Annotated in this window: 20 protein-coding genes; 14 read left to right on the top strand and 6 right to left on the bottom strand. The window is 73.9% G+C overall.

Features of this window, described 5'->3' with window-relative positions:
• Window positions 1-75: 75 nt before the first annotated feature.
• Window positions 76-1,044, top strand: coding sequence for an NAD-dependent epimerase/dehydratase family protein (locus ACIRVF_RS03840; protein ID WP_402813227.1), 969 nt, complete (start codon window positions 76-78; stop codon window positions 1,042-1,044).
• Between the two features lie 56 nt (window positions 1,045-1,100).
• Here the strand turns inward: ACIRVF_RS03840 and ACIRVF_RS03835 are convergent, their stop codons facing one another.
• Both ACIRVF_RS03835 and ACIRVF_RS03830 read right to left on the bottom strand, forming a co-directional pair.
• Window positions 1,101-1,460: an ArsR/SmtB family transcription factor gene (locus tag ACIRVF_RS03835; protein ID WP_402813224.1), complete on the bottom strand. Its 360-nt coding sequence runs from the start codon at window positions 1,458-1,460 to the stop codon at window positions 1,101-1,103.
• A gap of 320 nt (window positions 1,461-1,780) precedes the next feature.
• Window positions 1,781-2,149 (bottom strand): hypothetical protein, encoded by a 369-nt coding sequence (locus ACIRVF_RS03830; RefSeq protein ID WP_402813221.1) that lies wholly within the window; start codon window positions 2,147-2,149, stop codon window positions 1,781-1,783.
• A gap of 306 nt (window positions 2,150-2,455) precedes the next feature.
• Between ACIRVF_RS03830 and dnaK the strand changes: the two genes are divergently transcribed.
• Complete coding sequence (dnaK, locus tag ACIRVF_RS03825) at window positions 2,456-4,312, top strand: molecular chaperone DnaK (protein ID WP_402813218.1); 1,857 nt, start codon at window positions 2,456-2,458, stop codon at window positions 4,310-4,312.
• Between the two features lie 151 nt (window positions 4,313-4,463).
• Window positions 4,464-6,512: a SpoIIE family protein phosphatase gene (locus ACIRVF_RS03820; protein ID WP_402813215.1), complete on the top strand. Its 2,049-nt coding sequence runs from the start codon at window positions 4,464-4,466 to the stop codon at window positions 6,510-6,512.
• 184 nt (window positions 6,513-6,696) lie between these two features.
• Here ACIRVF_RS03820 and ACIRVF_RS03815 read toward each other — a convergent pair whose 3' ends face one another.
• A complete protein-coding gene (locus ACIRVF_RS03815) occupies window positions 6,697-7,440 on the bottom strand; it encodes a G1 family glutamic endopeptidase (RefSeq protein WP_402813212.1) in 744 nt (247 codons plus the stop codon).
• 503 nt (window positions 7,441-7,943) lie between these two features.
• Between ACIRVF_RS03815 and ACIRVF_RS03810 the strand changes: the two genes are divergently transcribed.
• Window positions 7,944-8,585: a carbonic anhydrase gene (locus ACIRVF_RS03810; protein ID WP_402813210.1), complete on the top strand. Its 642-nt coding sequence runs from the start codon at window positions 7,944-7,946 to the stop codon at window positions 8,583-8,585.
• Between the two features lie 120 nt (window positions 8,586-8,705).
• On the opposite strand, the gene ACIRVF_RS03805 is transcribed toward ACIRVF_RS03810, so the two are convergent.
• Complete coding sequence (locus ACIRVF_RS03805) at window positions 8,706-10,187, bottom strand: PTS transporter subunit EIIC (RefSeq protein WP_402813207.1); 1,482 nt, start codon at window positions 10,185-10,187, stop codon at window positions 8,706-8,708.
• Window positions 10,188-10,365: 178 nt separating this feature from the next.
• Between ACIRVF_RS03805 and ACIRVF_RS03800 the strand changes: the two genes are divergently transcribed.
• The 6 genes from ACIRVF_RS03800 (at window position 10,366) to ACIRVF_RS03775 (ending at window position 17,930) form a co-directional block, all read left to right on the top strand.
• Window positions 10,366-12,144 carry an MFS transporter gene (locus tag ACIRVF_RS03800; protein WP_402813205.1) on the top strand — a complete coding sequence of 593 codons (1,779 nt, stop codon included), beginning with the start codon at window positions 10,366-10,368 and terminating at the stop codon, window positions 12,142-12,144.
• Window positions 12,141-12,620 carry a MarR family winged helix-turn-helix transcriptional regulator gene (locus ACIRVF_RS03795; RefSeq protein ID WP_402813202.1) on the top strand — a complete coding sequence of 160 codons (480 nt, stop codon included), beginning with the start codon at window positions 12,141-12,143 and terminating at the stop codon, window positions 12,618-12,620. Before ACIRVF_RS03800 ends, ACIRVF_RS03795 begins: the two co-directional genes overlap by 4 nt.
• Window positions 12,621-12,807: 187 nt before the next feature.
• Complete coding sequence (locus ACIRVF_RS03790; protein WP_402813200.1) at window positions 12,808-15,987, top strand: amidohydrolase family protein; 3,180 nt, start codon at window positions 12,808-12,810, stop codon at window positions 15,985-15,987.
• 418 nt (window positions 15,988-16,405) lie between these two features.
• A complete protein-coding gene (locus tag ACIRVF_RS03785) occupies window positions 16,406-16,843 on the top strand; it encodes a universal stress protein (protein ID WP_402814588.1) in 438 nt (145 codons plus the stop codon).
• Window positions 16,844-16,915: 72 nt separating this feature from the next.
• On the top strand, window positions 16,916-17,572 hold the full coding sequence (locus ACIRVF_RS03780; RefSeq protein ID WP_402813197.1) for a HemK2/MTQ2 family protein methyltransferase: 657 nt from the start codon (window positions 16,916-16,918) through the stop codon (window positions 17,570-17,572).
• 94 nt (window positions 17,573-17,666) lie between these two features.
• A complete protein-coding gene (locus tag ACIRVF_RS03775; RefSeq protein ID WP_402814586.1) occupies window positions 17,667-17,930 on the top strand; it encodes a CDGSH iron-sulfur domain-containing protein in 264 nt (87 codons plus the stop codon).
• On the opposite strand, the gene ACIRVF_RS03770 is transcribed toward ACIRVF_RS03775, so the two are convergent.
• Window positions 17,859-18,923: an iron-containing redox enzyme family protein gene (locus ACIRVF_RS03770; RefSeq protein WP_402813194.1), complete on the bottom strand. Its 1,065-nt coding sequence runs from the start codon at window positions 18,921-18,923 to the stop codon at window positions 17,859-17,861. The genes ACIRVF_RS03775 and ACIRVF_RS03770 overlap by 72 nt on opposite strands.
• A 471-nt stretch (window positions 18,924-19,394) precedes the next feature.
• Between ACIRVF_RS03770 and ACIRVF_RS03765 the strand changes: the two genes are divergently transcribed.
• Window positions 19,395-20,684 (top strand): hypothetical protein, encoded by a 1,290-nt coding sequence (locus ACIRVF_RS03765; RefSeq protein ID WP_402813191.1) that lies wholly within the window; start codon window positions 19,395-19,397, stop codon window positions 20,682-20,684.
• A gap of 96 nt (window positions 20,685-20,780) precedes the next feature.
• On the opposite strand, the gene ACIRVF_RS03760 is transcribed toward ACIRVF_RS03765, so the two are convergent.
• Window positions 20,781-21,293, bottom strand: coding sequence for a DUF1877 domain-containing protein (locus tag ACIRVF_RS03760; protein WP_402813188.1), 513 nt, complete (start codon window positions 21,291-21,293; stop codon window positions 20,781-20,783).
• Between the two features lie 548 nt (window positions 21,294-21,841).
• Between ACIRVF_RS03760 and ACIRVF_RS03755 the strand changes: the two genes are divergently transcribed.
• From ACIRVF_RS03755 to ACIRVF_RS03745, 3 genes are all read left to right on the top strand, one after another.
• On the top strand, window positions 21,842-22,870 hold the full coding sequence (locus tag ACIRVF_RS03755; protein ID WP_402813185.1) for a hypothetical protein: 1,029 nt from the start codon (window positions 21,842-21,844) through the stop codon (window positions 22,868-22,870).
• Between the two features lie 216 nt (window positions 22,871-23,086).
• Window positions 23,087-24,163, top strand: a complete 1,077-nt coding sequence (locus ACIRVF_RS03750) for a Ku protein (protein WP_402813182.1) — start codon at window positions 23,087-23,089, stop codon at window positions 24,161-24,163.
• A 188-nt stretch (window positions 24,164-24,351) separates the two neighbouring features.
• Window positions 24,352-25,002 (top strand): class I SAM-dependent methyltransferase, encoded by a 651-nt coding sequence (locus ACIRVF_RS03745; protein WP_402813179.1) that lies wholly within the window; start codon window positions 24,352-24,354, stop codon window positions 25,000-25,002.
• The last annotated feature ends 124 nt before the right edge of the window (window positions 25,003-25,126 follow it).

Here is a 25,126-nt window from a genome sequence, read left to right as displayed (position 1 = left end):
CCCCGGAACTCGACGGGCCGGGTCAGGGCGCACCGAGCCCTGGCCCGGCCCGCTCCGAGCTGCCACCATGGCCTGATGCGCATTCTGATCATGGGCGGTACCAGGTTCGTCGGTTACCACTTCGCCCGGGCGGCCCTCGCCGCCGGGCACGACGTCACGGTGCTCCACCGGGGCAGGTCCGGTGCCCAGCTGCTCCCGGAGGCCACCCACCTCATCGCCGACCGCGACGCCGACCTGTCCGTCCTGCGCGGCCTCGCCTTCGACGCGACCGTGGACGTCAGCGCCTACTTCCCGCGCCAGATCCGCCGGTTGGCCGCCGCACTCGACCCCGGCACCGCCGGTCGCTACCTCCTGGTGTCCTCCATGGCCGTCTACGACACGCCGGCCGCTCCGGGGTTCACCGAGCGCTCCCCGCTGCTCCCGGCCGACGGCCCGGAGGCCGAGGAGGTCACCGCCGCCAGCTACGGCGTCCTCAAGGTCCAGTGCGAGCGGGAGGCCGGGAAGTCCTTCGGCCCGGACGTCCTGCTGGTGCGCCCGACCTACGTGATCGGCCCCGAGGACTACACCCACCGCTTCGACCACTGGGTGCAGCGGCTCGCCCGGGGCGGCGAGGTGCTGGCCCCGGGCCGGCCCGGCACCCCGATCCAGGTCATCGACGCCCGCGACCTCGCGGACTGGATGCTCGGCCTGCTCGACCGGGGCGCCTCGGGTGCCTTCCACGCCGCGACGCCCCCGCCCTTCGCGATGGGCGACCTGCTCGACGCCGTCGCCTCGGCCGTCGCCCCGCCCGGCACCACGCTCACCTGGGTGGACGACGACTTCCTCCGGGAGGCCGGCGTCCAGGACGGGACGCTGCCGCTGTGGAGCACCGACCCGCGGATCCGGGCCACCGGCACCGCCGACCCGTCCGCTGCCCTCGCCACCGGTCTCACGGTCCGCCCGGTGGCCGACACGGCGCGCGACATCCTTCCGTTCGACCCGCTGCCGCAGGCCCTGACCCCGGAGCGGGAGACCGAGCTGCTCACCGCCTGGCACCGGCGCTGAGCGGCCGACCGCCCCTCGGACAGAGCCGAGGGGCGGTCGACGCGGAATCAGCGGAATCAGTCGAGCGCGCTGTCCGTGAGCCCGAGCCGCAGGTGCTCGATGTGGTAGACCGCCTGGTCGAGCAGGGCGGCGACGTGGTTGTCGTAGAGCGCGTAGACGACCGAGCGGCCCTGCCGCTGACCGACCACCAGACCGAGGTTGCGCAGCAGGCGCAGCTGGTGGGAGCAGGCGGACTGCTCCAGCCCGACCTCGGCGGCGAGTTCGGTGGCCGCGCAGGGGCCCTCGCGCAGGCGGGAGAGGATCAGCAGGCGCGAGGGGGTGGCCAGGGCCTGGAGGGTGGTCGCCACCCGGGCAGCGCTGGCTCCGTCCAGGCGGGTGTGCGGGACGGCGGTTGCGGGGGCGGCTCCATGACCCATGCGGGCAATAGTACAACTCATACATGAAGAGGGGTTCATATGTTCATGTATCGTGGACGAGTCACTGGCCCCGCCCTGCCCCAAAGGGTCCCGCCCGCAGGCCCACCACCCTGATCGAGCGGCCCGCGCCCTCCGCCGCGAACGCCCCCTCCGCCCGCGCCGCCGCGATCGTCGCCGAGCTGGAGAGCGGCGGCCGCGCCGCCGTGAGGGCGGCCGGTAACGGCCGGCACGAAGCGACACCCCCCGAGGCCGCCCCGGTCCTGGCCGGCACTGACGGTGCCGGCCAGGACTCACAACCCCTGTCGACTCACAGTCCCCGGTCAGCGGTGCCCGGATGCGCGGGCATCCTGCGGCTGAGCGTGGTCGGCGGCGGTGAGCAGCGGTGCGCCGTGGCGTTCGGGCCGGTGGCCGGCAACGACGGCCTGGCGTGGTGTGCCGTCGGGGCCGGGTGCGGCGGGAATCGGCCGGCGGGCGGCGAGGCGGCCGACCCAGTGCCGTCCGCAGGCGGGACAGGGCAGTGCCCCGGCCGGCGTGTAGGGGGAGTCGATGGGGTTGCCGTCGCGGGAGAAGTACTCCCAGGTGTTTCCGGCGGCGTCGCGGTACTGCTGGACGTCGTAATCGACGCTCCACTGGTGCCAGCAGTGGCCACAGGTGAATTCCACGCGTTCCAGCGCCAGTTCCGTGATCATCGCATCGTCACCTCTTCGGCCGGTTCCACCGGGCGGTTGGGGGTGCGGGCACATGTTCGCGGCGAAGGATCCCCGCTCTCTCCGTCCGTATACCTCGGTGCGGGGCGGTCACGCAATCGGCCGGGATCTCCACCCCCGGCGACCCGCGGTCCCGGGCGTTCCACCCGGGGCCGCAGCCCTGCCGACCGGTGCGGCGGGCCCCGGCGGAACCTCTCCTTCAGTCGCACTTGACATCAACAGGCTCAAGTTTTATGCCTCGATATGAGGCATGTGTCTCCGCAAGGGATGTCCGGAAGGAGGACGGAGATGGCACGCGCAGTCGGTATCGACCTGGGAACGACGAACTCGGTGGTGTCCGTGCTGGAGGCCGGCGAGCCCACGGTGATCCCCAACGCCGAGGGGGCGCGCACCACGCCGTCGGTGGTGGCGTTCGGCAAGGGCAGCGAGGTGCTGGTCGGGGAGATCGCCAAGCGCCAGGCGGTCACCAACGTGGACCGCACCGCCCGTTCGGTGAAGCGGCACATGGGCGAGGCCTCGTGGCGCTTCCCGGAGAAGGGGGACGTGGACGGCAGGCGGTACACCGCGCAGGAGATCTCCGCTCGGGTGCTGCAGAAGCTGAAGCGCGATGCCGAGGCGTACCTCGGTGAGGAGGTCACCGACGCGGTGATCACCGTGCCCGCGTACTTCAACGACGCGCAGCGCACGGCGACGAAGGAGGCCGGTGAGATAGCCGGGCTCAAGGTGCTGCGGATCGTCAACGAACCGACCGCGGCGGCGCTGGCGTACGGGCTGGACAAGGAGAGCGACCAGACGGTGCTGGTCTTCGACCTCGGCGGCGGGACCTTCGACGTCTCGCTGCTGGACATCGGCGAGGGCGTGGTCGAGGTGAAGGCCACCTCGGGCGACACCCACCTCGGTGGCGACGACTGGGACCAGCGGATCGTCGACCACCTGGTCCAGCAGTTCAGGAACGGCTACGGCATCGACCTGTCGAAGGACAAGATGGCCGCGCAGCGGCTCCGGGAGGCGGCGGAGAAGGCGAAGATCGAACTGTCCGCGGCGAGCGAGACGACGATCAACCTGCCCTACGTCACCGCCTCGCCCGAGGGGGCGCTGCACCTGGACGAGAAGCTCACCCGCGCCCAGTTCCAGCAGCTCACCGCCGACCTGCTGCAGCGGTGCAAGGAGCCGTTCCAGCAGGCGGTCAAGGACGCGGGGATCAAGGTCTCCGACATCGACCACGTGATCCTGGTCGGTGGCTCCACCCGGATGCCCGCCGTCACCGAACTGGTGAAGGAGCTGACCGGCAAGGAGCCGCACAAGGGCGTCAACCCGGACGAGGTCGTCGCCGTGGGCGCGGCCCTGCAGGCCGGCGTGCTCCGCGGCGAGGTCAAGGACGTCCTGTTGCTGGACGTCACCCCGCTCTCGCTCGGCATCGAGACCAAGGGCGGCATCATGACCAGGCTCATCGAGCGGAACACCACCATCCCCACGCGCCGCTCCGAGATCTTCACCACCGCGGAGGACAACCAGCCCGCGGTCACCGTGCAGGTCTTCCAGGGCGAGCGCGAGATCGCCGCGTACAACAAGAAGCTCGGCATGTTCGAGCTGCCGGTCGCCCCGGCCCCGCGCGGGCTGCCGCAGATCGAGGTCACCTTCGACATCGACGCCAACGGCATCATGCACGTCACCGCGAAGGACCTCGCCACGGGCAAGGAACAGAAGATGACGGTCACCGGCGGCTCGTCCCTGCCCAAGCAGGACATCGACCGCATGGTCCGCGAGGCCGAGCAGCACGCCGAGGAGGACCGCCGGCGCAAGGAGGCCGCCGAGACCCGCAACCGGGCCGAACAGCTCGCCTACTCGACCGAGAAGGTCCTCACCGACAACCAGGACAAGATCCCCGCGGACGTGCGGGACGAGGTCCGGGGCGCGATCGCGGAGCTGCGCGACAAGCTCAAGGGCGAGGACACCACGGCGATCCGCACGGCCGCCGACCACCTCGACCAGGTCAGCCGGCGACTCGGCCAGGCCCTCTACGCGCAGCAGCCCGGCGCGCAGGCGACATCCGGCCCCGCGGGCCCGCAGACACCGCAGGACGAGGAGGAGGTGGTCGACGCCGAGATCGTCGACGACGACCGGAGCGGCCGAAGCGCCGCCTGAGCGCACCCGGCGGGCCCGTCCATCGGACGGGTCCGCCGACGGCGGACAACGCCAGGACACACCGGATCACCTGCCGGACTCCGGCGACCGGCGGACGATGGAGGAAGCCAGACCGTTCAGGCCCGCAGGGCAGGTGAGGGAGGTGGTGGCAATGGCGCGCCGACTCGGCCCGGCGGACGCCGCGATGGCGGCGGGCGCCCTGCTCGACGTCCTGGGGGTGGCGGCAGTCGTCCTCGACGAGCGCGGGCGCATCGCCCTGTGGAGTCCTCCCGCCCAGGAGCTGTTCGGCTACTCCTGCGAGGAGGCCCTCGGACGCGAGGCCTCGCAGCTGCTGGTGGAACACGGACGCCGCGAACAGGTGCAGGAGGCGTTCGCCCGGGTGATGGCCGGCGAGGGCACCTGGGCCGGCGCGTTCCCCGTCCGGCACAAGGACGGCCACACCATGCTGGTGGAGTTCCGCAACACCCGCCTGCAGGCCGCCTCCGGCGCCTGGTTCGCCCTGGGCATCGCCTCCCCGCGCGAGACCGTGCGGCGCCTGGAACGCGACCTGGCCCTGGCCGCGCGGATCGTCGACCAGGCCCCCATCGGCCTCGCGGTCCTCGACCAGGACCTGCACTACGTGCTGGTGAACCGCGCACTGGAGAAGATCAACGGCGTCCCGGCCGCCGACCACCTCGGCCGCACCCCGCACGAGGTCCTGACCCACCTGGACGTCGCGGCGATCGAGGACCGGATGCGCCAGGTCCTGGCCACCGGACAGCCGGTGCTGGAGGAGTTCACCGTCGGGCACACGCCGCACGACGACCGGATCCACGCCTGGACCTCTTCGTTCTACCGCTTGGAGGACCAGACCCACCGGGTGATCGGGCTGGCGATCTCCGTCATCGACGTCACCGACTCCTACGAACAGTTCCTCGCCGCCGCCCGCGCCAGGCGCCGGCTGTCCCTGATCGCCGACGCCTCCATCCGGGTCGGCACCACCCTCGACCTCGCCACCACCGCCCGCGAGCTCGCCGAGGTCACGGTGCCCGAGGTCGCCGACATCGCCGCCGTCGACCTGCTGGACGCGGCCCTGCCGGACGCGACGACCCGCGCGGACGACGGCCCCGCCCGGTTCCGCGCCATGGCGATCAAGACCGCGCACCCGACTCCGGCCACCGACGCCGCCGACCCGATCGGCGAGGTCACCCGCTACCACTCCCAGCGGCTGGTGACCCAGGCCGCCGTCGGCGGCCGCCCCGTACTCGTCCCCCACGTCACCGCCACCGACCTGCCACGCATCGCCCGGGACGAGAACGCCGCCCGCCTCCTGGCCGAAGCCGGCCTCCACTCCTACCTCGCCGTCCCCCTCATCGCCCGCGGCCGGGTCCTCGGCGCCCTCGACCTCAAACGCACCCGCAACTCCGCCCCCTTCGACCAGGACGACGTCCTGCTCGCCACCGAACTCGCCGCCCGCGCCGCCGTCGCCATCGACAACGCCCGCTGGTACCAGCACCAGCGCCAGGCGACCCTCGCCCTCCAACGCCACCTGCTGCCGCCCCAGCACGCCCCCCACCCACCGGGTCTGGCCATCGCCCACCGCTACCAGCCCGCCAGCGCCACCGACGACACCGGCGGCGACTGGTTCGACACCATCCCGGTCGAGGACGACCGCACCCTGCTCGTCGTCGGGGACGTCATGGGCTCCGGCATCAACGCCGCCGCCACCATGGGACAACTGCGCACCACCACCCGCGCCCTGGCCCGTCTCACCACCGACCCCGCGGATCTCCTCACGCACCTCGACGCCACCGCGCGCGACCTCGGCGACGCCATGGCCACCTGCCTGATCGCCCTCTACGACCCCGCCACCGGCCGCTGCCGGCTCGCCTGCGCCGGCCACCTGCCACCCGTCCTGGCCCGCCCCGGCCACACCCCGCACCCGGTCCGCCTCGACCCCGGCCCGCCGCTCGGCGTCGGGCACCTGCCGTTCCCCATCCGCGACCTCACCCTGCGCGCCGGGGACGACCTGGTCCTCTACACCGACGGCCTCGTCGAAGTCCGCGACCAGGACATCGACCAACGCCTGCAGACCCTCACCGACCTCCTCGCCGGCCCCCGCCGCCCCCTGGAAGACATCTGCGACCTCCTCCTCGCAGCCCTGCGCCGCCCCGACAACCAGGACGACGTCGCCCTCCTCATCGCCCGCGCCCTCCCATGACGGCCGCCGCCGTCCGTCCGGCCGGCGCAGGAGACACGGACGCCGTCGCCGACACCGCCGGCGGGGGACCCGGATCGGCGGTGGGAGCCCGAGCCGCGGTGAGCCGGCCGAGGGGCGTCGGGACGTGCTGGAACGGACCGCGGGCTGGGGCCGCGCCCACGGCACGACCCCGCCCGACGTCTCGTCAGCTGTGCTTCCACGTCACCGAGAAGGCGCTGCCGCCGCTCAGCCCGGAGGTGGTGGCCTTGGTGGTGCTCCCGGAGGCCATGGTGATGGCGTCCGGGCCGAAGCTGCCCAGGGACTGGCCGTTGACGGTGGAGCCGGTGAAGGAGACCGTGCGGAAGTTGGCGAGCGGCAGCACCCCCGAGGAGCTGGAGGGGGCCTCGGCGATCACCTCGGCGGAGGCCAGGGCGGCGCTCTTGAGGGACTTGTTGACGGTGTGGCTCCAACCGGCCGTGGTGTCGGAGAGGGTGAGGGTGAAGGAGCCGCTGCCGTTGGTGGTGACGCTCGCGGTGAAGTGGTCCCCCGGCCGTACGGTGCTGCTGAAGTCGGACGGGTACTGGGGGTACATCTCGTACCAGGCGGAGTACACCGGGGAGCCGCCGGAGCAGTCGGCCTCGGTGCCGGTCTGCTCGACGGAGTTGCTGCCGTCGCCGTCGAGGCCGACCCAGAAGCTGGACCAGGTGTCGGTGCCGTTGCAGGACACGGACGGCTGGACCCAGCTGGCCCTGACGCTGGTGAACTTTCCGCCGGTGGCGGCGTATCCGGCCCAGTTGCCGCTGGTGCTGCGCAGCAGCCCGCCGCCGTGGTGGGCGATCGGGGCCTGAAGGACGGTGGGGGCGGTGGCGGCGACGGCCGGTGCGGCGGTGCCCAGGAGGGTCAGCAGGGCGGTGGACACGGCGAGGCTGCGCCGACGGGCTTCGGGCATGGCTACTCCCTTGTGAGGGTGTGGAGTTGGCCGAGCGTCGACAAAGGTAGACCCGCCGGTCAGGCGCGGATGTCACGCGGAGGTAACGAATGGCGCCCCACGGCGCCGGAAGCCCCCACCGGCCCGAACCGGACTTCCGCGGCTCTGCCCGGGTCCGGCCGGCAGGCGCATCACCACCGCCGGCGTCATCACCCACTTCCCCGTTGCGAACACCGAGCACCCGAGGTCGCTCATCTCGGGCCCCCAGGGCGCGCTCTGGTTCACCACCGAGACCGGCGTCGGGCGGCTCACCCCGGCGGGCGGCCTCACCACCTGGCCCGTGCCCGACGCCGAAGCCCTGGACAGCATCGCCGCCGATCCGAACGGCGGTCTCTGGCTCGCGGATTCACAGGCGAGCGTGATCCGCCACTTCCGTCCTCCCGGCTGACGGTCGTCCCAGGTGGTCGCACTCGGAAGGGTGCCCGTTCCGGGCGGTGGCCGAGTGGGGACAGTAGCCTGCGGCCATGACTGTGACGCAGCCCCCCACGCCCCAGGAAGCGTTCGAGACACTGCTGGCCGGCAACCAGCGGTTCATCACCGGAACCGTCGAGCATCCGAACCAGGACGCCGCCCGCCGCAGTGAGATCGCGCCCGCGCAGGCGCCGTTCGCGGTGCTGTTCGGCTGTTCGGACTCCCGCCTCGCCGCGGAGATCATCTTCGACCGCGGGCTGGGCGACCTGTTCGTGGTCCGCAACGCCGGTCACGTGGTCGGCCCGGAATCGCTGGGCAGCATCGAGTACGGGATCAGTGTCCTCGGCTGCCCTCTGGTCGTGGTGCTGGGCCACGACGCCTGCGGGGCGGTGGCCGCGGCCAAGGCCGCTGTCTCGGACGGCACCAGGGTGCGCGGGTACGTGCGCGACGTGGTCGAGCGGGTCACGCCCAGCGTGCTGGCTGCCCGTGCGGCCGGGCGCGTCGAGGACGCGGACTTCATCGCCGAGCACGTCCGGCACACGGTCGACCTGCTGATGGAGCGCTCGCGTGCCCTGGCCCACGCGGTCGAAGCGGGCAGGGCCGCCGTGGTGGGCCTGTCCTACCAGCTGGCGGACGGAGCCGTGCACCTGGTCACCGCCCGCGGTGTGGAGATGGCGGCCGACGCCGTGGCCTGACGTCAGCGCTCCCGCTGCCAGGGGGCGTGGGGCGTCCTCACGTTGCCGCCCTGCGCCGATCACGCCGGGGCCCGCCCCGAACGGCCCACCGCGGATCGGCGACGCCGCCGCCGAGCACCGTCAACCCAGCGCGTCGGGCTGCTCGGCCGCGAGGGCGGGCGCGGGCCCGGACTCCACGGCCGCGGCGTCGTACTCGGCGAGCGTCTCCCGGGTGAAGCCGAAGAAGTACGTGGCCAGGAAGCCCACCAGGTACCCGGTCAGCAACCCGCCGCCGTAGACGGCGGCGCTCGCGGCCATCCCGTGCGGGCCGGCCAGCAGCGGGAACAGGGCCCAGCCGGACGGTCCGACGGCCGTCGAGCCGACCGCGCTGCCGAGCTGGCCGGCCACCCCGACGAAGGCGCCGCCCGCGGCGCCGCCCACGCAGGCCGTGACGAACGGGCGGCCCAGCGGCAGGGTGACCCCGTAGACCAGCGGCTCGCCGACGCCGAGCAGTCCGGCCGGCAGCGCCGACCTGATGGTCGCCCGGACGGAGGCGTTGCGCCGCAGCCGCAGGTAGACGGCCGCGGCGCAGCCGACCTGCCCGGCTCCGGCCATCGCGAGGATCGGCAGCAGGACGGTGGAGCCCTGCTGCTGGATCAGGGTGGTGTGGATCGGGATGAGCGCCTGGTGCAGCCCGAGCATCACCAGCGGCAGGAAGAGGCCGCCGAGCACCAGCCCGGCGAGCAGCCCGCCGTGGGCGAGCAGCCAGGTGGCGGCGTGGCCGATGGCGGTGGACACCTCCCCGGCGACGAACATCAGGCCGAACAGCGCGGCCAGCCCGCCGAACAGCACGGTGACCGTGGGGGTGACCAGGACGTCCAGCGCGTCGGGCACGATCCGCCGGGTCCACCGCTCCAGCCGAACGGCCAGCAGCGCGGCGAGCAGCGCCCCGACCACGCCGCCCTGCCCGGGGGTGAGGTGGTGGCCGAAGGCCTCCACCTTGGCGACCCCCGCGTAGACGATCACACTGGCGACGGCCCCGCCCAGTACGGGGGTGCCGCCGAACTCCTTCGCCGTGTTGTAGCCGACGAAGACGGCGAGCAGCGACATGAACCCGGAGGAGACCGGTCCGAGGGCGGTGACCAGGCCCGGGGCCCAGCCGAGGTTGGCGAGCGCCCCGGCGAGGGCGGCGACGATCCCGCAGCCGATCAGGGCGGGGATCAGCGGGACGAAGACGTTCGCGATCCGGCGCAGCATCCGCTTCACCGGGGTCGCGTTGCGCACCCGGGCCTGCGCCCGGATCCGGGCGCCGCGCCCGGCGAGGTCCTCGGCGGTGGGGGCGGCGGCCACCGGGCCGGAAGCGCCGCCGGAGTCCAGCAGTCGCCGCAGCTGCGCGGTGACCCCGGCGACCGCGCCGGGGCCGAGGACGATCTGGTACGTGTCGTCCTCGACCGTGCCCAGGACGGCGGGCAGCGCCCCGAGCGCCTCCCGGTCGACCAGCGTGCGGTCCGCCAGTCCCAGCCGGAGCCGGGTCATGCAGTGGGCGACCGAGTGGATGTTGGCGGCGCCGCCGACCAGCGGGAGGATCGCCTCGGCCACGGCGCGGTGCTTCTCGTCGGACATGCCAGAGGACGTACCCGGATGGTCCGGGCCCTCAACCGGCGGGCCGCCGGGGTCTGTCACCCGAACGGCCGCCGGGACTATCGTTAGTTGGCGGAAGCTATCGACATTCCCACTCCGATCCGGCGGCCGGGCTCAGGACACTCCTCGGGGGCCCGCCCCGGGCCAGCAGGAGGCAACGGTGGCGACACGACTCTCCGGCGGCGGCAGGATCAGACGGCGCCCGGCCCGTACCGGAGTGGGGGCGGACCACCCGCGGTACAAGTGGGTGGCGCTGTCCAACACCACACTGGGCACGCTGATCGCCACCATCAACGCGTCGATCGTGCTGATCTCGCTGCCCGCGATCTTCAACGGCATCGGTCTGGATCCGCTGCGGCCCGGCAACGTCGGCTACCTGCTGTGGATGCTGATGGGCTACATGCTGGTCACCGCCGTCCTGGTGGTGACCCTCGGCCGGCTGGGCGACATCCACGGCCGGGTGCGGATCTACAACGCGGGCTTCCTGATCTTCACCCTCACCTCGGTGGCGCTCTCCCTCGATCCGCTGCACGGCGGGCCGGGGGCGCTGTGGCTGATTGGATGGCGGGTGGTGCAGGCGGTCGGCGGCTCGATGCTGATGGCCAACTCGGCGGCGATCATCACCGACGCCTTCCCGGCCCGGCAGCGCGGCACGGCGCTCGGGGTCAACATCGTCGCGGGCATCGCCGGGTCGTTCATCGGCCTGGTCCTGGGCGGGCTGCTCGCCGAGTGGAACTGGCGCTCGATCTTCTGGGTCAACGTGCCGATCGGCGTCCTCGGCACCGTCTGGGCCTACCGCTCGCTGCGCGAGACCGGGGTGCGCAGGCCCGCCCGGATCGACTGGTGGGGCAACGTCACCTTCGGCGTGGGCCTGACCGCCCTGCTCGCCGCGATCACCTACGGCATCCAGCCGTACGGTGGCCACACCATGGGCTGGACCAGCCCCTGGGTGCTGGCCGGGCTGCTCGGCGGGGTCGCGCTGCTGGCCGTGTTCTGCCTGGTCGAGGCCAGGACCGCCGAGCCGATGTTCCCGCTCTCGCTCTTCCGCGACCCGGTCTTCACCGGCGGGAACGCGGCCACCCTGCTGGGCTCGATCGCCCGCGGCGGGCTGCAGTTCATGCTGATCATCTGGCTCCAGGGCATCTGGCTGCCGCTGCACGGCTACGACTACGCCGACACCCCGCTGTGGGCGGGCATCTACCTCGTGCCGCTGACCGTCGGCTTCCTGGCCGCCGGACCGATCTCGGGCTACCTCTCGGACCGCGCCGGGGCCCGGCTGTTCGCCGCGGGCGGGCTGGTGGTGATGGCCGTCTCCTTCGCCGGGCTGCTCCTGCTGCCCACCGACTTCGGCTACCCGTGGTTCGCGCTCCTGGTCTTCCTCAACGGCCTGGGCGGCGGCCTGTTCGCCGCCCCCAACACCTCGCTGATCATGTCGAGCGTGCCGGCCGCGGCCCGTGGCGCCGCCTCCGGCATGCGGGCCACCTTCCAGAACGCCGGGATGGTGCTGTCGATCGGGGTCTTCTTCTCCCTGATGGTCGCAGGGCTGGCCGGCTCGCTGCCGCACACCCTCACCGCCGGGCTGACCGCGCAGGGCGTGCCCGCCGCCGACGCGCGCACCATCGCCTCGCTGCCGCCGGTGGGCACCCTGTTCGCCGCGTTCCTCGGCTACAACCCCGTGCAGCAGTTGCTGGGTCCGCACGTGCTCGGACAGCTACCGCCGGACCACGCCAGGACGCTGACCGGCCGGGAGTTCTTCCCCCAGCTGATCTCGGGGCCCTTCCACGACGGCCTGGTCGTGGTGTTCTGGCTGGCCATCGCGATGTCCCTGGTCGCCGCGGCGGCCTCGCTGGTCCGCGGCCGGTCCCGGCCCGCGGCCGAAGCAGCTGCCGCCACCGCGCCCGACCGGGGCACCGGGGCGCCGAAGGAGCACAGGCCGTGAGCGCGGACGGCGGCGGGCTCTCCGCCGAGGCGGTGGTCCGGCTCCGGCTGGCGATCGGTCGGCTGAACCGCCAGCTGGTCCGCGCCTCGGGCGACCAGGACCTCACCTCCGCCCAGCTCTCCGCCCTGGCCCGGGTGGAGCAACACGGCCCGCTGCGGCTCGGCGAACTCGCCGCGCGCGAGGGCGTGGCCGTCCCGTCCATGGTCCGTACGGTCGCCCCGCTCGTCGCCGACGGCCTGATCGCCAAGACTCCCGATCCGGAGGACGGCCGCTCCCAGCTGCTCACCCCCACCCCGCGCGGCCGGGACACCCTCGCCCGGATCCGCCGCGAACGCACCGCCCTGCTGGCCAGGCGCAGCACCCGGCTCAGCCCCGAGCAGTGCCGCGCGCTGGAGGCGGCCCTGCCCCTGCTGGAGCTTCTCCTCGAAGAAGCCGACGAAGCCGACACACCGGTCCGCGAGCGCCCGTCGGGCTGAATTCGCCGATCGCACCGGCAGTTTGACGAACCGAAGGCCAGAACGCGCCGTTCCCGTCGCCGCACCAGATGACAATGGACATGTCGAGTACCACGAGGTCCATGGTGGCGGGAAGGGAGCGGGTGTGTCGTCTCTCCGGGACGGGAACGAGCGGAAATCCAATCAGCAGGGTGCCAGCGCAGACGAGTTGAGCGCAGACGAGTTGAGCCGGCGCGAGTTGAGCCGGCGCGGTTTCATCGGGGCGGCCGCGCTCGCGGGTGCCGGTGCGGCGCTCGGACCGGCCGCCATGACGGCCACGGCCGCAGCCGCGGACGCCCCGGACGCCCGGCCGTCGAGGGTGCTGGAGTTCACGGCCGGCACCAACGCCGCCGTGGCCCTCTCCCCCGACGGCGAGCGGATGGTCGTCGAGGTCCAGGGCATCCTGTGGGCCCTGTCGCGGCACGGCGGAACGGCGACCGCGCTGACCTCCCCCGGGCTGGAGCCCACCCGCCCGACGTGGTCCCCGGACGGCTCGACCGTGGCCTTCTGCGCCTACCGGGACGGCGGCTTCCACCTGTGGACCATGGCGCCCGACGGGTCGAACCTGCGCCAGGTGACCAGCGGCGCGTGGGACGACCGCGGGGTGTCCTGGTCCCCGGACGGGCGCCACCTCGCCTTCTCCTCCGAGCGCGGAGGCGACGCGGTGTCCGGCAGCTCGTACGACGTGTGGACGGTGGAGCTCGCCACCGGCCGACTGACCCGGCTGACCGACCGGCCGGACGTCGAGGACCACGACCCGTCCTGGCACCCCGACGGCGAGCGGGTCGTCTTCGTCCGCGCGGACGCCTCCGGCGGCCGGACCATCGCCTCCGTGCCGGCCGGCGGCGGCCAGGTGCGCGTCGAACGCACCGTGGACAGCGGGACGGTGACCTGCCCGGTGGTGTCCCGGGACGGCCGGCTGGCCTACGTGTGGATCGGCGACTCCTCCGCCGCCACCTCCTACCTGGCGGCGAGCGCCTCGCTGGCCGTCGACGGCACCGTGGTCTCGGGCGACGAGGACGTCTCCCCGTTGCCGCCCTGCTGGACGCCCGAGGGCGGCATCGTCTACTTCGCGGACGGCCGGATCACCGACCGCTCCCCCGACCTGGCCACCGCCAAGGAGGTCCCGTTCAGCGCGCGGCAGGAGGTGCCGAGGCTCCGGTACCGGCGCAAGGCGCGCGACTTCGACTCCACCTCCGAGCGGGACGTACGCGGCATCCACCTGCCCGCGCTCTCCCCGGACGGGCGCTCGGTGGTCTTCTGCGCGCTCAACGCCCTGTGGCTGCTGCCGATCGGCGGGCAGCCGCGCAAGATGCTCCAGGCCGCCCCGGCCCACTACGTGCAGATGCCGTCCTGGAGCCGGGACGGCCGCAGCGTGCTGTACGTCCACGACGGCGACGCCGACGGGGACGGCCTGGGCGCCGTGCACCGCCTGACCCTGGACGGCGGCACCGACACCGTCCTCGCCCGGGGCGGCCGGTTCAACCCGGCGCTCTCCCCGGACGGCACCCGGCTGGCCTGCCAGGACGTCCTGGGCAACCTCCTCCTGGTCGACCTCACCACCGGCGCCGAGCACCGCCTCGCAACGCCACTCGGCGGCAACGGCCTTCCCGGCAGGCCCAGTTGGTCACCCGACGGCCGCTACCTCGCGCTCTGCGACCGCAACCGCCTCAACCACCGCTTCCGCGAGGGCTACAACGTCATCCGGGTGATCGACACCCGGGACGGCTCCTCGAAGTCCTTCCTGCCGCTGCCGGACACCTCGGTCGCCGACCGCTGCGACAGCGGCCCGGTCTGGTCGCCCGACGGCCGCTGGCTCGCGCTGGTCGTGGAGTCCGCGCTGTGGGTGCTGCCGGTCGCCCCGGACGGCACGCCGACCGGCGAGCCCCGGCGGATCACCGACGGGGCGGCCGACCACCCGTCCTGGTCCGGCGACTCCGCCCGACTGCTCCATCTCGCCGACGGGAAGCTGCAGTTGACCGGCCGCGACGGCGGCGACCGGCGCACCGTCGCCGTGCCGCTGCGCACCGCCCGCGCCGTGCCGCCGCGCTCCGACGTCACCCGCATCCACGCCGCCCGGCTGTGGGACGGCACCGGCGAGAACCTCCGCGAGGACGTCGACATCGTCGTCACCGGCAACCGCGTCACCTCCGTCGAACCACACCGCTCGGGCGCCCGCCGGGCCGGGGAGCGACTGGTCGACGCCACCGGCTGCACCGTCCTGCCGGGCCTGTGGGACTCCCACACCCACCCGTACCAGAACACCTACGGCGGCCGCGAGTCCCGCCTGCTGCTCGCCTACGGCGTCACCGGCACCGCCTCGCTGGGCGGCTTCGCCTACGAGCAGGCGCGCATCCGCGAGTCGGTCGACGCCCGGGTGATGGACGGCCCGCGGTTCCTGACCACCGGCGAACTGCTCGACGGCAGCCGGGTCGCGTACAGCATGGGCCGCGCCCACCGCACCGCCGACGGGGTGCGGCGCAGCCTGGAGCGCGCCGTCGCGCTGGACTACGACTTCGTCAAGACCTATGTGCGGGCGCCCGCCTGGATCATGGCGGAGGCCGCCCGGACGGCCCACGAACGCCTCGGGGTGCCCGCGGGCAGCCACCTGCTGACCCCCGGGGTGCAGGTGGGGCAGGACCTCACCACCCACCTGTCGGCCACCCAGCGGCAGGAGTACGGCCGGGTGGTCTCGCCGACCGGGCACGCCTACCAGGACGTCCACGAGATCTACCGCGGCGGGGAGTTCGCGATCGTCATCACCCCGTTCTCCGCGTTCTACCTGCTCGGCGACGACCCCTCGCTGGCCGAGGACGCCCGGGTGACGGCCCTGATGCCGCCCTGGGACGCCGCCGGCGTGCAGCGCCAGGCGCAGACGGCGGCCACCCCGGAGCAGCGCCGCGCCGTCCGGACCGAGATGGGCGTCTACCGGAAGATCATCGAGGACGGCGGCGCCCTGGCCCTCGGCACCGACTCGCCGCTCACCCCCGTCGGCCTCCAGGTGCACCTCGGGCTGCGCGCCCTGGTCCGGTACGCGGGCCTGTCCCCCGCCCAGGCGCTGCGCACGGCGACCGTCACCCCGACCCGGCTGTTCGGGCTGTCCGACGACCTCGGCACGGTGGAGGCGGGCAAGCTCGCCGACCTGACGGCGGTCGACGGGGACCCGTTCCACGACTTCGCCGACCTGGCACGGACCTCCTGGGTGATGCGGGACGGCGTCACCTACCGGCGTGCGGACGTGGTCGGGGAGCACGTCCGGACTCCGCTCGCCGCCCAGCCGTCGGGCCCGGCCGAGGACTGGTACGCCGTCGGCCAGGCCCTTCGCCGCGACGGCTGCTGCGCCCTGTAGCGGCCGCCACCCACCGACGGCGTTCGTCCACGACCGCCCGCCCGCCGCCGGGCAAGCCTCGGTCATGGCGTGGACATCGGCTTTGTTCGCCGCTGCGGGCTCGGCCACCTTCCCAGGGCCTGTTGTTGAGCTCCCGTCGTCCGCCCGGAGGGCGGGCGGGGCGGCGTTGGGATGCGTGCATCGCAAGGCGGAGGAGGGAGCCACTGCGGTGGGGGCACCTCCCGGCCGGAGGCTGGGGCCGTTCGACCACGTCGGGACCGCCCGGCTGCGGTACCGCACCGAGGGGTGAGGCCGGCCCTCCGATGCGCCCGGACCGTCCGTGGACGTCACCCGGGTGCCGGGCCGTACTGGCGGTGACGGCGGACGGTCCGCACCGTGGTGGGGAGGAGCGATGGCCACCACCCCCAGGACGGTACCGATGGACGCGAACGACTCCCTCCCCCGTGTCGTGGTCGGCGTGGACGGCTCTCAGCCGTCGCACGCCGCGCTGCGCTGGGCGGTCCGGCACGCCGGGATGATCGGCGGCGTGGTGGACGCGGTGGGGGCGTGGGAACCGCCGAGCCACTTCGGCTGGTCGGCGCCGGTGGTCGACGCCACCTTCGACCAGGAGCTCGCCGAACGGAAGTTCGCCGACGAGCTGGGCGAGGTGCTCGGCACGGACTGCCCGGTGCAGGTCCGCCGGGCCATGGTCATGGGCGACGCCTCCGACGTCCTGCTGGAGGCGGCCAAGGGCGCCGAACTGCTGGTCGTGGGCAGCCACGGGCGCGGCGGCTTCACCCGGGCGCTGCTCGGATCGGTGAGCACCCGCTGCGCGCAGCACGCGACCTGCCCGGTGGTGATCGTGCGCGCACAGTGAGTGTGCGGCGGGTGGGCGCGATGCGGCGGGACGGGCGGGTGTGGACGGCGGCTTCCCGGGCAGCCGCTACGCATGCTGTTGATCCGACCGCCGGGCGTCTATCCGCCCCAGGGCGACACCGAACTGCTGGCCGACTGCGTGCGCCGGGAGCCGCTCGACGGCTCCAGCCGGGTGCTCGACCTGTGCACCGGGACGGGTGCCGTCGCCCTGGTGGCCGCGCGCAGCGGCGCCCGGGTCACGGCGGTGGACCTGTCCGCCCGCGCGGTCCTCACCGCCTGGTGCAACACCCGGCTGCACCGTCGGCGGATCCGGCTGCGGCGCGGCGACCTGCTGGTCCCGGTGACCGGCCGGCGCTTCGACCTGGTCACCGCCAACCCCCCGTACGTCCCCACCGCCTCCGGTCCCCGCGCCCCCGGGCGCGGCGCCGCGCTGGCCTGGGACGCCGGGGCGGACGGGCGGCTGGTCCTGGACCGGATCTGCCGTACGGCCCCCCGCGTACTGTCCGCGGGCGGCGTCCTGCTGGTGGTGCAGTCCGCGCTCGCCGACGTCCCGGCCACCCTGGCGGCCCTGCGCGGGGCGGGGCTGCGTGCGGAGGTGGCGGCACGGCGGCGGCAGCCCTTCGGACCGGTGCTGACGGCCCGCGCCGCCCTGTTGGAGCAGCTGGGGCTGATCCGGCCGGGCGAGCGCGAGGAGGAGCTGGTGGTGGTGCGCGGTGTCCGGGAGCACTGAGTCCGGGAGTACTGAGTCCGGCAGCGCTCGGTCCGGGGCGTGGTCCGGGAGCGCCGAGCGCGTGACGCGGGTGACGGTCGTGCCGGGCGGCCCGATGCTGGTCGAGGGCCCGGTGGAGGTCGTCCTGCCGGACGGCTCGCGCCGGGTGTCCGAGCGCCCCGTGGTGGCGCTGTGCGCCTGTCGGCGGAGCCGGACGTACCCGTTCTGCGACACCAGCCACCGGCGGCACGGCGGGCCCCGGCGGGGCTCTCCGGCGCCCGCCGGTTCCGAGCAGGGGCGCGCCGGCTCAGAGCGGGGCGGTCCCGCCGATTCGGAGCGGGGCGGTGGCGGGGAGCAGCCCGTCGCCGGGGAGGGGTGAGCGCAGGGACGTCCGCCCCTGCTGCCAGCAGTCGACCAGGTGGTCGCCCAGGCGCCGGTCCAGGGCGTCGGCGGCGGCGATGCCGAAGGCGATGTCCGCTGCGGCCTCGGGCTCGGCGTCCACGAGCTCCCCGATCACTCCGCGGCGTACCAGCTGCTCGTGGACGGCGTCCGCCTCGACGTGCTCGCGGTAGAACAGCACGCCGTCCGGCCCGCCGCCCAGCCGCTCCAGGGCGGTGGCCAGCCGGGCCGAACCGGGCGAGGAGGTCATCTCGACGGCGGCGAAGTGCCCGACGGCCGCGTACCGCAGCGCCCGGTGCAGGCCGAACAGCATCATCAGGTTGACCATCGCCAGCGCCGGTGCGGGGATCAGGTCAAGGTAGTGCCCGTAGCGGGGGTCGAGGCCGAAGGCGGCCATCATCCGGGCGAACAGCGAGGCGTGGGCCCGTTCCGGGCGCCCGGCGCCGTATTCGTCGTAGGCGATCGACATCAGCACCGCCTGCGCGGGCCCGTGCACCCTCGGCAGCGCCCACAGCTGCGGGTCCGCCTCCTTGAGGTGGTAGACGGACCGGTGCACCAGGTACTCCCGGGCGTGGCGGCGCTCGCCCTGACCCAGCAGGAAGTACGACGGCCCGGTGCCCTCGACCGGCTCGGTCAACAGCTGTTCCTGCACCTCGGCCAGCGGCGGCACCGGCTCGACCTCGGCGCGCACCGCCGCGAGGAAGGGACGCTCCAACTCCCTGCGCAGGGCGAGCAGCTCGGGCTCCCACTCCCAGCCGGGGTGCACACCGGGCAGGCCCCGGTCGTGCAGCTCGTAGCACAGGTACAGCGCCAGCTGGTGGTCCTCGCCCCACGGATCGGAGAGCGGGCCGGCCGGTGCGAGCAGCCGCCCGGCACCCGGAGGCCCGGCGGTCACCAGCCCGAGCACCGCCGCCGACAGCGGTCCGCGCGGACTCGCCAGACCGCTCGCCGCACGTCCGTCGCCCCCGTCCATACCGTCTCCTCCTCGCCGCGAAGTTCCCCCGGGTCCGCCGAAGCGGGTGCCCCGGGCGCGCGGTTCCTAACAGTCGAAGCGGGTCCGACCGGAACCCGGTCACGGCCGCGTCCACCATTCGTGTTGAAACCACCCGTCACGGCCCTGACTCCCGGGCCCATTGGTATGCATACGGAAATCACCCTCCGCCCCCAGAAGGGACCTTCCGCGTGGACCGAAAGCGATCACCGCGCCGGATGCGTTCATGAGCGCCGTGGAATACACCTCCGAGTGGCGAACGGTGTGCCTGCACGGCGGCAGCGCGGAACTCTGCCCGCAGTGACGCACACGGCACCCATCGCCTGACGCCCGCCACCGGCGGAACGACGGCAGCTGCGAGCAGAGCGGCCGCGCGACGCACTCCGCGTCCGATCCCGCAGCCCGAACCCGCGCCCGACTCCGAACGAGGAACAGCGAATTCCCGGGAGGCACATGATCGACAGACTGCCGTCACCGCTGGTGGGAGGGCGGGCCCTCGCCGTCGTCGACGGGGAGCACTACCCGGAGGTCGTCCGGGAGACCCTGCGCGCGTTGCCCTGCCGGGTGGCGGGTGCGCTGCTCGTCGGCGGGACGGAGAAGCTGCGGGAGGCGCCGGATTTCGGAGTACCGCTGCTGACCGGGAGCCTCACGGAGGCCGTGTCCGCCTGCGGGGCCGACTTCGTCCTCGACCTGTCGGACGAACCGGTGGTCGGCGGCCCGGAGCGGATGGCGTACGCGGCACAGGCCATGGCCTGCGGAGTTCCGTACGCGGGAGCGGACTTCCGCTTCGAGCCCCCGCGGCTGGCGCCGTTCGCGCTGCCGTCCCTCAGCATCGCGGGCACGGGCAAGCGGATCGGCAAGACCGCCGTCAGCGGACACACCGCGCGCTTGCTGGCCGAGCGGTGGAAGGTCGTGGTCGTCGCCATGGGCCGTGGCGGACCGGCCGAACCGGAAGTGGTGACCGACCCGCCGAACCTCGCCGAGCTGCTGGAACTCTCCCGCTCCGGGCGGCACGCCGCCTCCGACTACATCGAGGACGCGGTGTTCACCGGGGTGCCCACCGTCGGGGCCCGGCGCTGCGGCGGCGGCTTCGCGTCAGCCCCGTTCGCCTCGAACGTCGCGGCGGCGGCCGAGACCGCCGCCGAGCTCTCGCCCGATCTCGTCCTGTTCGAGGGCAGCGGGACCGTCCTGCCGCCGGTGGAGGCACGTCGGCGGATCCTCGTCATCGGCGCCGGCCAGGATCCCGGACGGGTCTTCGGCTACCTGGGCGCGTACCGGCTGCTGGTCTCCGACCTGGCCGTGCTCACCCTCGCCGATCCTCAGCTCGACACCAGCGCCATGCGGGCGTCCGTCCGGCGGATCCGGGACGTACCGCTGATCGCCGTCGCGCTGCGCCCCCGGCCGGTCGCGGACGTGTCGGGACGTCGCGTCGCGTTCTTCACCACCGCCGCTCCGCACGCCCTGCCCGGGATGGTCGACCATCTGCGGACGAGGTACGGCGCCCGGGTCGTCCACGCCACGAACGCCCTCGCCGACCGGAACCGACTGCGAACCGAACTCGCGGATTTGGACGCGGAGTTGTACCTGGCCGAGCTCAAGGCCGCCGCCGTCGACGTCGTCGCCGAGCACGCCGAACGACGTGGCGTGCCGGTCGTGTTCTGCGACACCGAGGTGGCTCCCCTGCCCGGCGAACCCTGCTTCGACCAGGCCGTCCTCGCGCTGGCCACCGAGGCGATCGGCTGAGATCCCCCCGGACGGGGCAGCCGGCCGCAGCCCGGGCTGCCGGCGACTCTTCGGCACTTTCCGTGACGAGTCACCACCGGGCGGGGAGTTCGCGGATCAGTCCGACCACAGCACGACGAGAAGGCGCCTCCGGGCCGCCTCCGCGTAGAACTCACGCAGCGTACCGAAGTGGCCCAGCAGGTAATCCGTCGGATCACCGACGAAACCGTGGCCGAGCTCGGATCCCGCGCCCCTGTCCCGGACCGACCGGAGGATCCCTTCCATGTCGATCGCTCCGAGCAGCGCCGACACCTGGACGACTGCGTCCGGGCAGAGGGCCGTCGCAGGGGAGTTGGCGAAGAAGGCGATCGCGTGCGGGCCCGCATTGAGGAAATCCAGATCGATGCTGTGGTCGCCATCGGTCGCCCGTGTGAGCGCCCCCAGGTGGACGGCGTCCAGTCGGGCCAGTTCGCAGGCGCGCTCCAGCATGAAGGGCGCCCAGTCGAGATCGAGGCAGTCCGCGGACGGCGGATCCCACCGGTGGTCCCCTTCGGGTGATTCCTCGGCGGCCCGACGGCAGGCGGCGAGGTACTCCGCCGGGACTCGGGCGAGTTGCTGGGTGACGGCCATGTCGGCAGTATCCCGACGCCGTCCAGCGGATTTGCCGCCACCCCATCGGGCCCGCCGAGCCCGCCGGTCCCGCCGGTCGGTTTCCCGGGCCCTCGCGCATCGCGGCGAGGACCCGGATCCCGGCGCCCGGGAGCCGCCCTGCGGCCGGGCGTCGCGCGGGGCCGGTCGGCGGATGAGCCCAGGACGCCGGCCAGGACGCGGCCGAGGACGGCGTCGAACCGATCGTCGGCGGGTTCGACGGGCGGGGCGGCGCGCAGGGCACTGATCCGGGGGTGGTTCCCGGCCTGGGCGACGTGGCGGAGGTGGACCGCCTGGCGCTGGGCCCCGGGGACCCGGGCGGCCGTCTCGTTCCGGACGAACAGCGGCGCCGTCGCCGCCGCCGTCCCCGGCGCACGGCTACGCGCCGTGCCGGGCGCCGGGCACTTCCTCACCCGCGAGACCTGGCCCGCCTACGGGAACTGCGCGCACTCGCCGACCGTGCCGGATGACCGATGGCGTGCCGTCAGCCCGCGGGCCCGCGGGACCGGTCGGCCGTAGAGTCCGAAGACGTGGCCAGTCCCGATTTCGACGCGATCGCCGACGCCCTCTACGTCCTCGCCCCGTCCGACTTCACCGCGGCGCGCAACGAGCGAGCCGACGGGCTGAAGAAGGCCGACCCGCGGCTCGCGAAGCGGATCCGGTCCCTGCACCGACCGACCCTGGCCGCATGGGCCGCCAACCTCCTCACCCACCGCCACCACCAGCTGGTCGAGCAACTCCTGGATCTCGGGGAGGCGCTGCGGACCGCCCAGGAGCACCTCGCTGGCGAGCAGCTGCGCGCCCTCGCCGACCGGCGCCGCCGGTTGGTGCGGGCGCTCACCGAACAGGCGCGCCAGGAGGCCTCGGCAGCCGGCCACCCGCTCGGCGCGGACGCGGTCGCCGATCTGGACCGGACCCTGTCCGCCGCCCTCGCCGACCCCGATGCGGCCCGGGCACTGGCCGAGGGCCGACTCACCACCGCGCTGGAGCCGCCGCCGTGGCCGGGCGCCGCTCCCGGCGGACCGGAGCCCGCAGGACGGGCGGAAGCCGTCGGAGCCGGTAAGGGCCCGGGCCCGGCGAAGGCACCTCCCGCTGAACGTGCTGAGCGTGCGGCGCGCCGAGGCCCGACGGCCGAGGCGGAGCGGCAGCGTGTCCGCCGGCGGGAACGGGAGCAGGAGCAGGAGCAGGAACTGGCCCGGGCCTGGCAGGCGGCGACCACCGCGAAGCAGGAGGAGCGGGAAGCCGTCGGGCGCGTCGGCGAAGCCGAGCAGGCTCTGCGCGGCGCCCGGTCGGCCCGGCGGCAGGCGCAGGACGAGGCCGAGCGGGCCCTGGACGAGGCCGAGCGGGCCCGGGACGCACTCGCCCGAGCCGGGGAGCGCGAAGCCCACGCCCGCGCGGCGCTCGCGCGGGCCGACGAACAGCTGCGCGCCGCCGAGGACGCCGTCGGGGCGGCCCAGGAACAAGCCGCCCGCTCGCGCGAGAGCGCACACGAGGCCGCCGACCGGCTACGGCAGCTGGAGGCGACCGGCCGCGGTGGCCGCAGCGGCCGGGCCACCTGACGCGCGCGGCCCGTCATCAGGGCTGCGGGGTTTGGGCGGGCCGCCGCTGGCCAGGCGCCCGGTAGGGCGTCGTCGCTTCGCCTCCGAGCGGGGCCCAGCAGGGCGGCGGCGCCCGTCGGCCCATCACCGCGTGCGCGGAGCCGGGCGCCCGGCCACGCTGGTCATGACCCGCCCGCGCACCGCCCGGCGGGCGCGGCAGGGTGAAGGGAGCCCGTCATGGCCCGACCCATGTGGACCGGAGTGCTCACCTTCGGACTGGTCACCGTGCCGGTCGCGCTCTACACCGCGACCCAGTCCCATGACGTGCGCTTCCACCAGTTGCAGCGCGGCACCTCCGACCGGGTGCGAAACAAGCGCGTCAACGAGCGCACCGGCAAGGAGGTCGAGTACGCGGACATCGTCAAGGGCTACGAGGTCACCGAGGGTGAGTACGTGATCGTCGAACCGGACGAACTGGAACGGATCTCCCCCGGCCGCTCCCGCACCATCGACATCTCCGGGTTCGTCGACCTCGCCGACGTGGACCCGATCTTCTTCGACCGCACCTACTACCTGGGCCCCCGCGGCAAGGAGTACCAGAAGGTCTACGCGCTCCTGGTCGAGGCGCTGGAGCACTCGGGCAAGGTCGGGCTGGCGATGTTCGCGATGCGCGGCAAGGAGTACCTGACCGCGGTGCGCTCGGAGAACGGGCTGCTGGAGCTGCACACCATGCACTTCGCCGACGAGGTCCGCGACCCCCGGGGCGAGATCGACGACCTGCCGGAGAAGGTCGAGCTCACACCGCAGGAGGTCAGGACCGCCGAGCAGCTGATCGGCATGCTCGCCGTCGAGTGGAAGCCCGACGAGTGGCACGACACCTACGAGGAGCAGGTGCGGAAACTCGTCGAGGACAAGCTCGCCGGCCGCGAGATCGCCGTCTCCGCCGGCCCCGCCCCCGAGGCCACCAACGTCATCGACCTGATGGACGCGCTGCGCCGCAGCCTCGACACGGCCCGCAAGGGAGAACCGGCCGACGCGCCCGGGAAGGGGCGTCCCGACCGGACCGTGGGTGGCCGCGCCGGCCGCTCCCCCAAGCCGACCGGCGGCAAGAAGAGCACCGCCGCCAAGGCCGGCGCGGCCGGGGCCACGAAGCGTGCCGGCGCCACCGGCAAGCAGCGGTTGTCCGAGCTCACCAAGGCCGAGCTCTACCAGCGGGCCACCGACCTGGACATCCCGCACCGCTCCACGATGACGCGCGACGAGCTCCAGGAGGCCCTTGAGCACGCCGGCCGTTCGCGCCGCAAGGCGTCCTGACCAGCGTCCTCCTGACCACCGCCCGACCGCTGTCGCGGACGAGCGGCAGGCGACGGACGACGGGGGGCCACGGACGACGGACGACGGTGCGCGGGTCGGACGGTGAGGGCCTGCCCGACGAGCGCCTTGCGCAGCCCGTTCCCGCGAACCGGGCCGGCCCGTCGGTTCTCCGGTCTAGGGTCGGCCGCATGGGTGAGCCCTCCTTTCTGACCGCCGTCCGCGAGTCGTACGACGCGGTTGCCGCCGACTACGTCGCACGCGTCCCGCCTCCGGACGCGCTGGATCCGCTGTCGCGCGCGATGCTGGCGGGGTTCGCCGAGCTCGTGCGGACGGCCGGTCAGGGGCCGGTCGCGGATCTGGGGTGCGGCCCCGGCCGGGTGACGGCGCACCTGGCCGGGCTGGGGGTGTCCGCCTTCGGCGTCGATCTGTCGCCGGAGATGATCGGGCTGGCCCGGCGGGCCCACCCGGACCTGCGCTTCACCACGGGCTCGATGACCGCGCTGGAGACGGGGGACGACGAGCTCGGCGGCATCCTGGCCTGGTACTCCACCCACCACACGCCCCCGCAGTGGCTGCCGACCGTGTTCGCCGAGTTCCACCGCACGCTCGCGCCCGGCGGCCACCTGCTCTGGGGCGACTTCGTCGGCGACGAACGGCTGCGGCCGACCCGGGGCTACGGCCGGCCGGTGTCCTACGAGTCGTACCTCCTGCCCCTGGACCGCGTCGTCGGACTGCTGGAGCGCGCCGGACTCGTCGTCACCGCGAGACTGGAGCAGGCGCCCAACGGTCGGGTGACCAGACCGCACGCCTGCCTGGTGGCCCGCAAGCCCGGCCGATGACGCGGGCGCGCGGTTCGACGTGGGCGAGGAGCACGGCCGGCGAGCCGGTTCCGCAGCCGACGTCGAGGATCACGTCGTCGGGGCCGGGGTCACGTGCATGGCGAGCAGGCTGCGCCAGAGGCGT

Source organism: Kitasatospora sp. NPDC101157 (assembly GCF_044768255.1).
GTDB lineage: Bacteria > Actinomycetota > Actinomycetes > Streptomycetales > Streptomycetaceae > Kitasatospora.
This window is presented reverse-complemented; position numbering and strand designations above follow the sequence as displayed.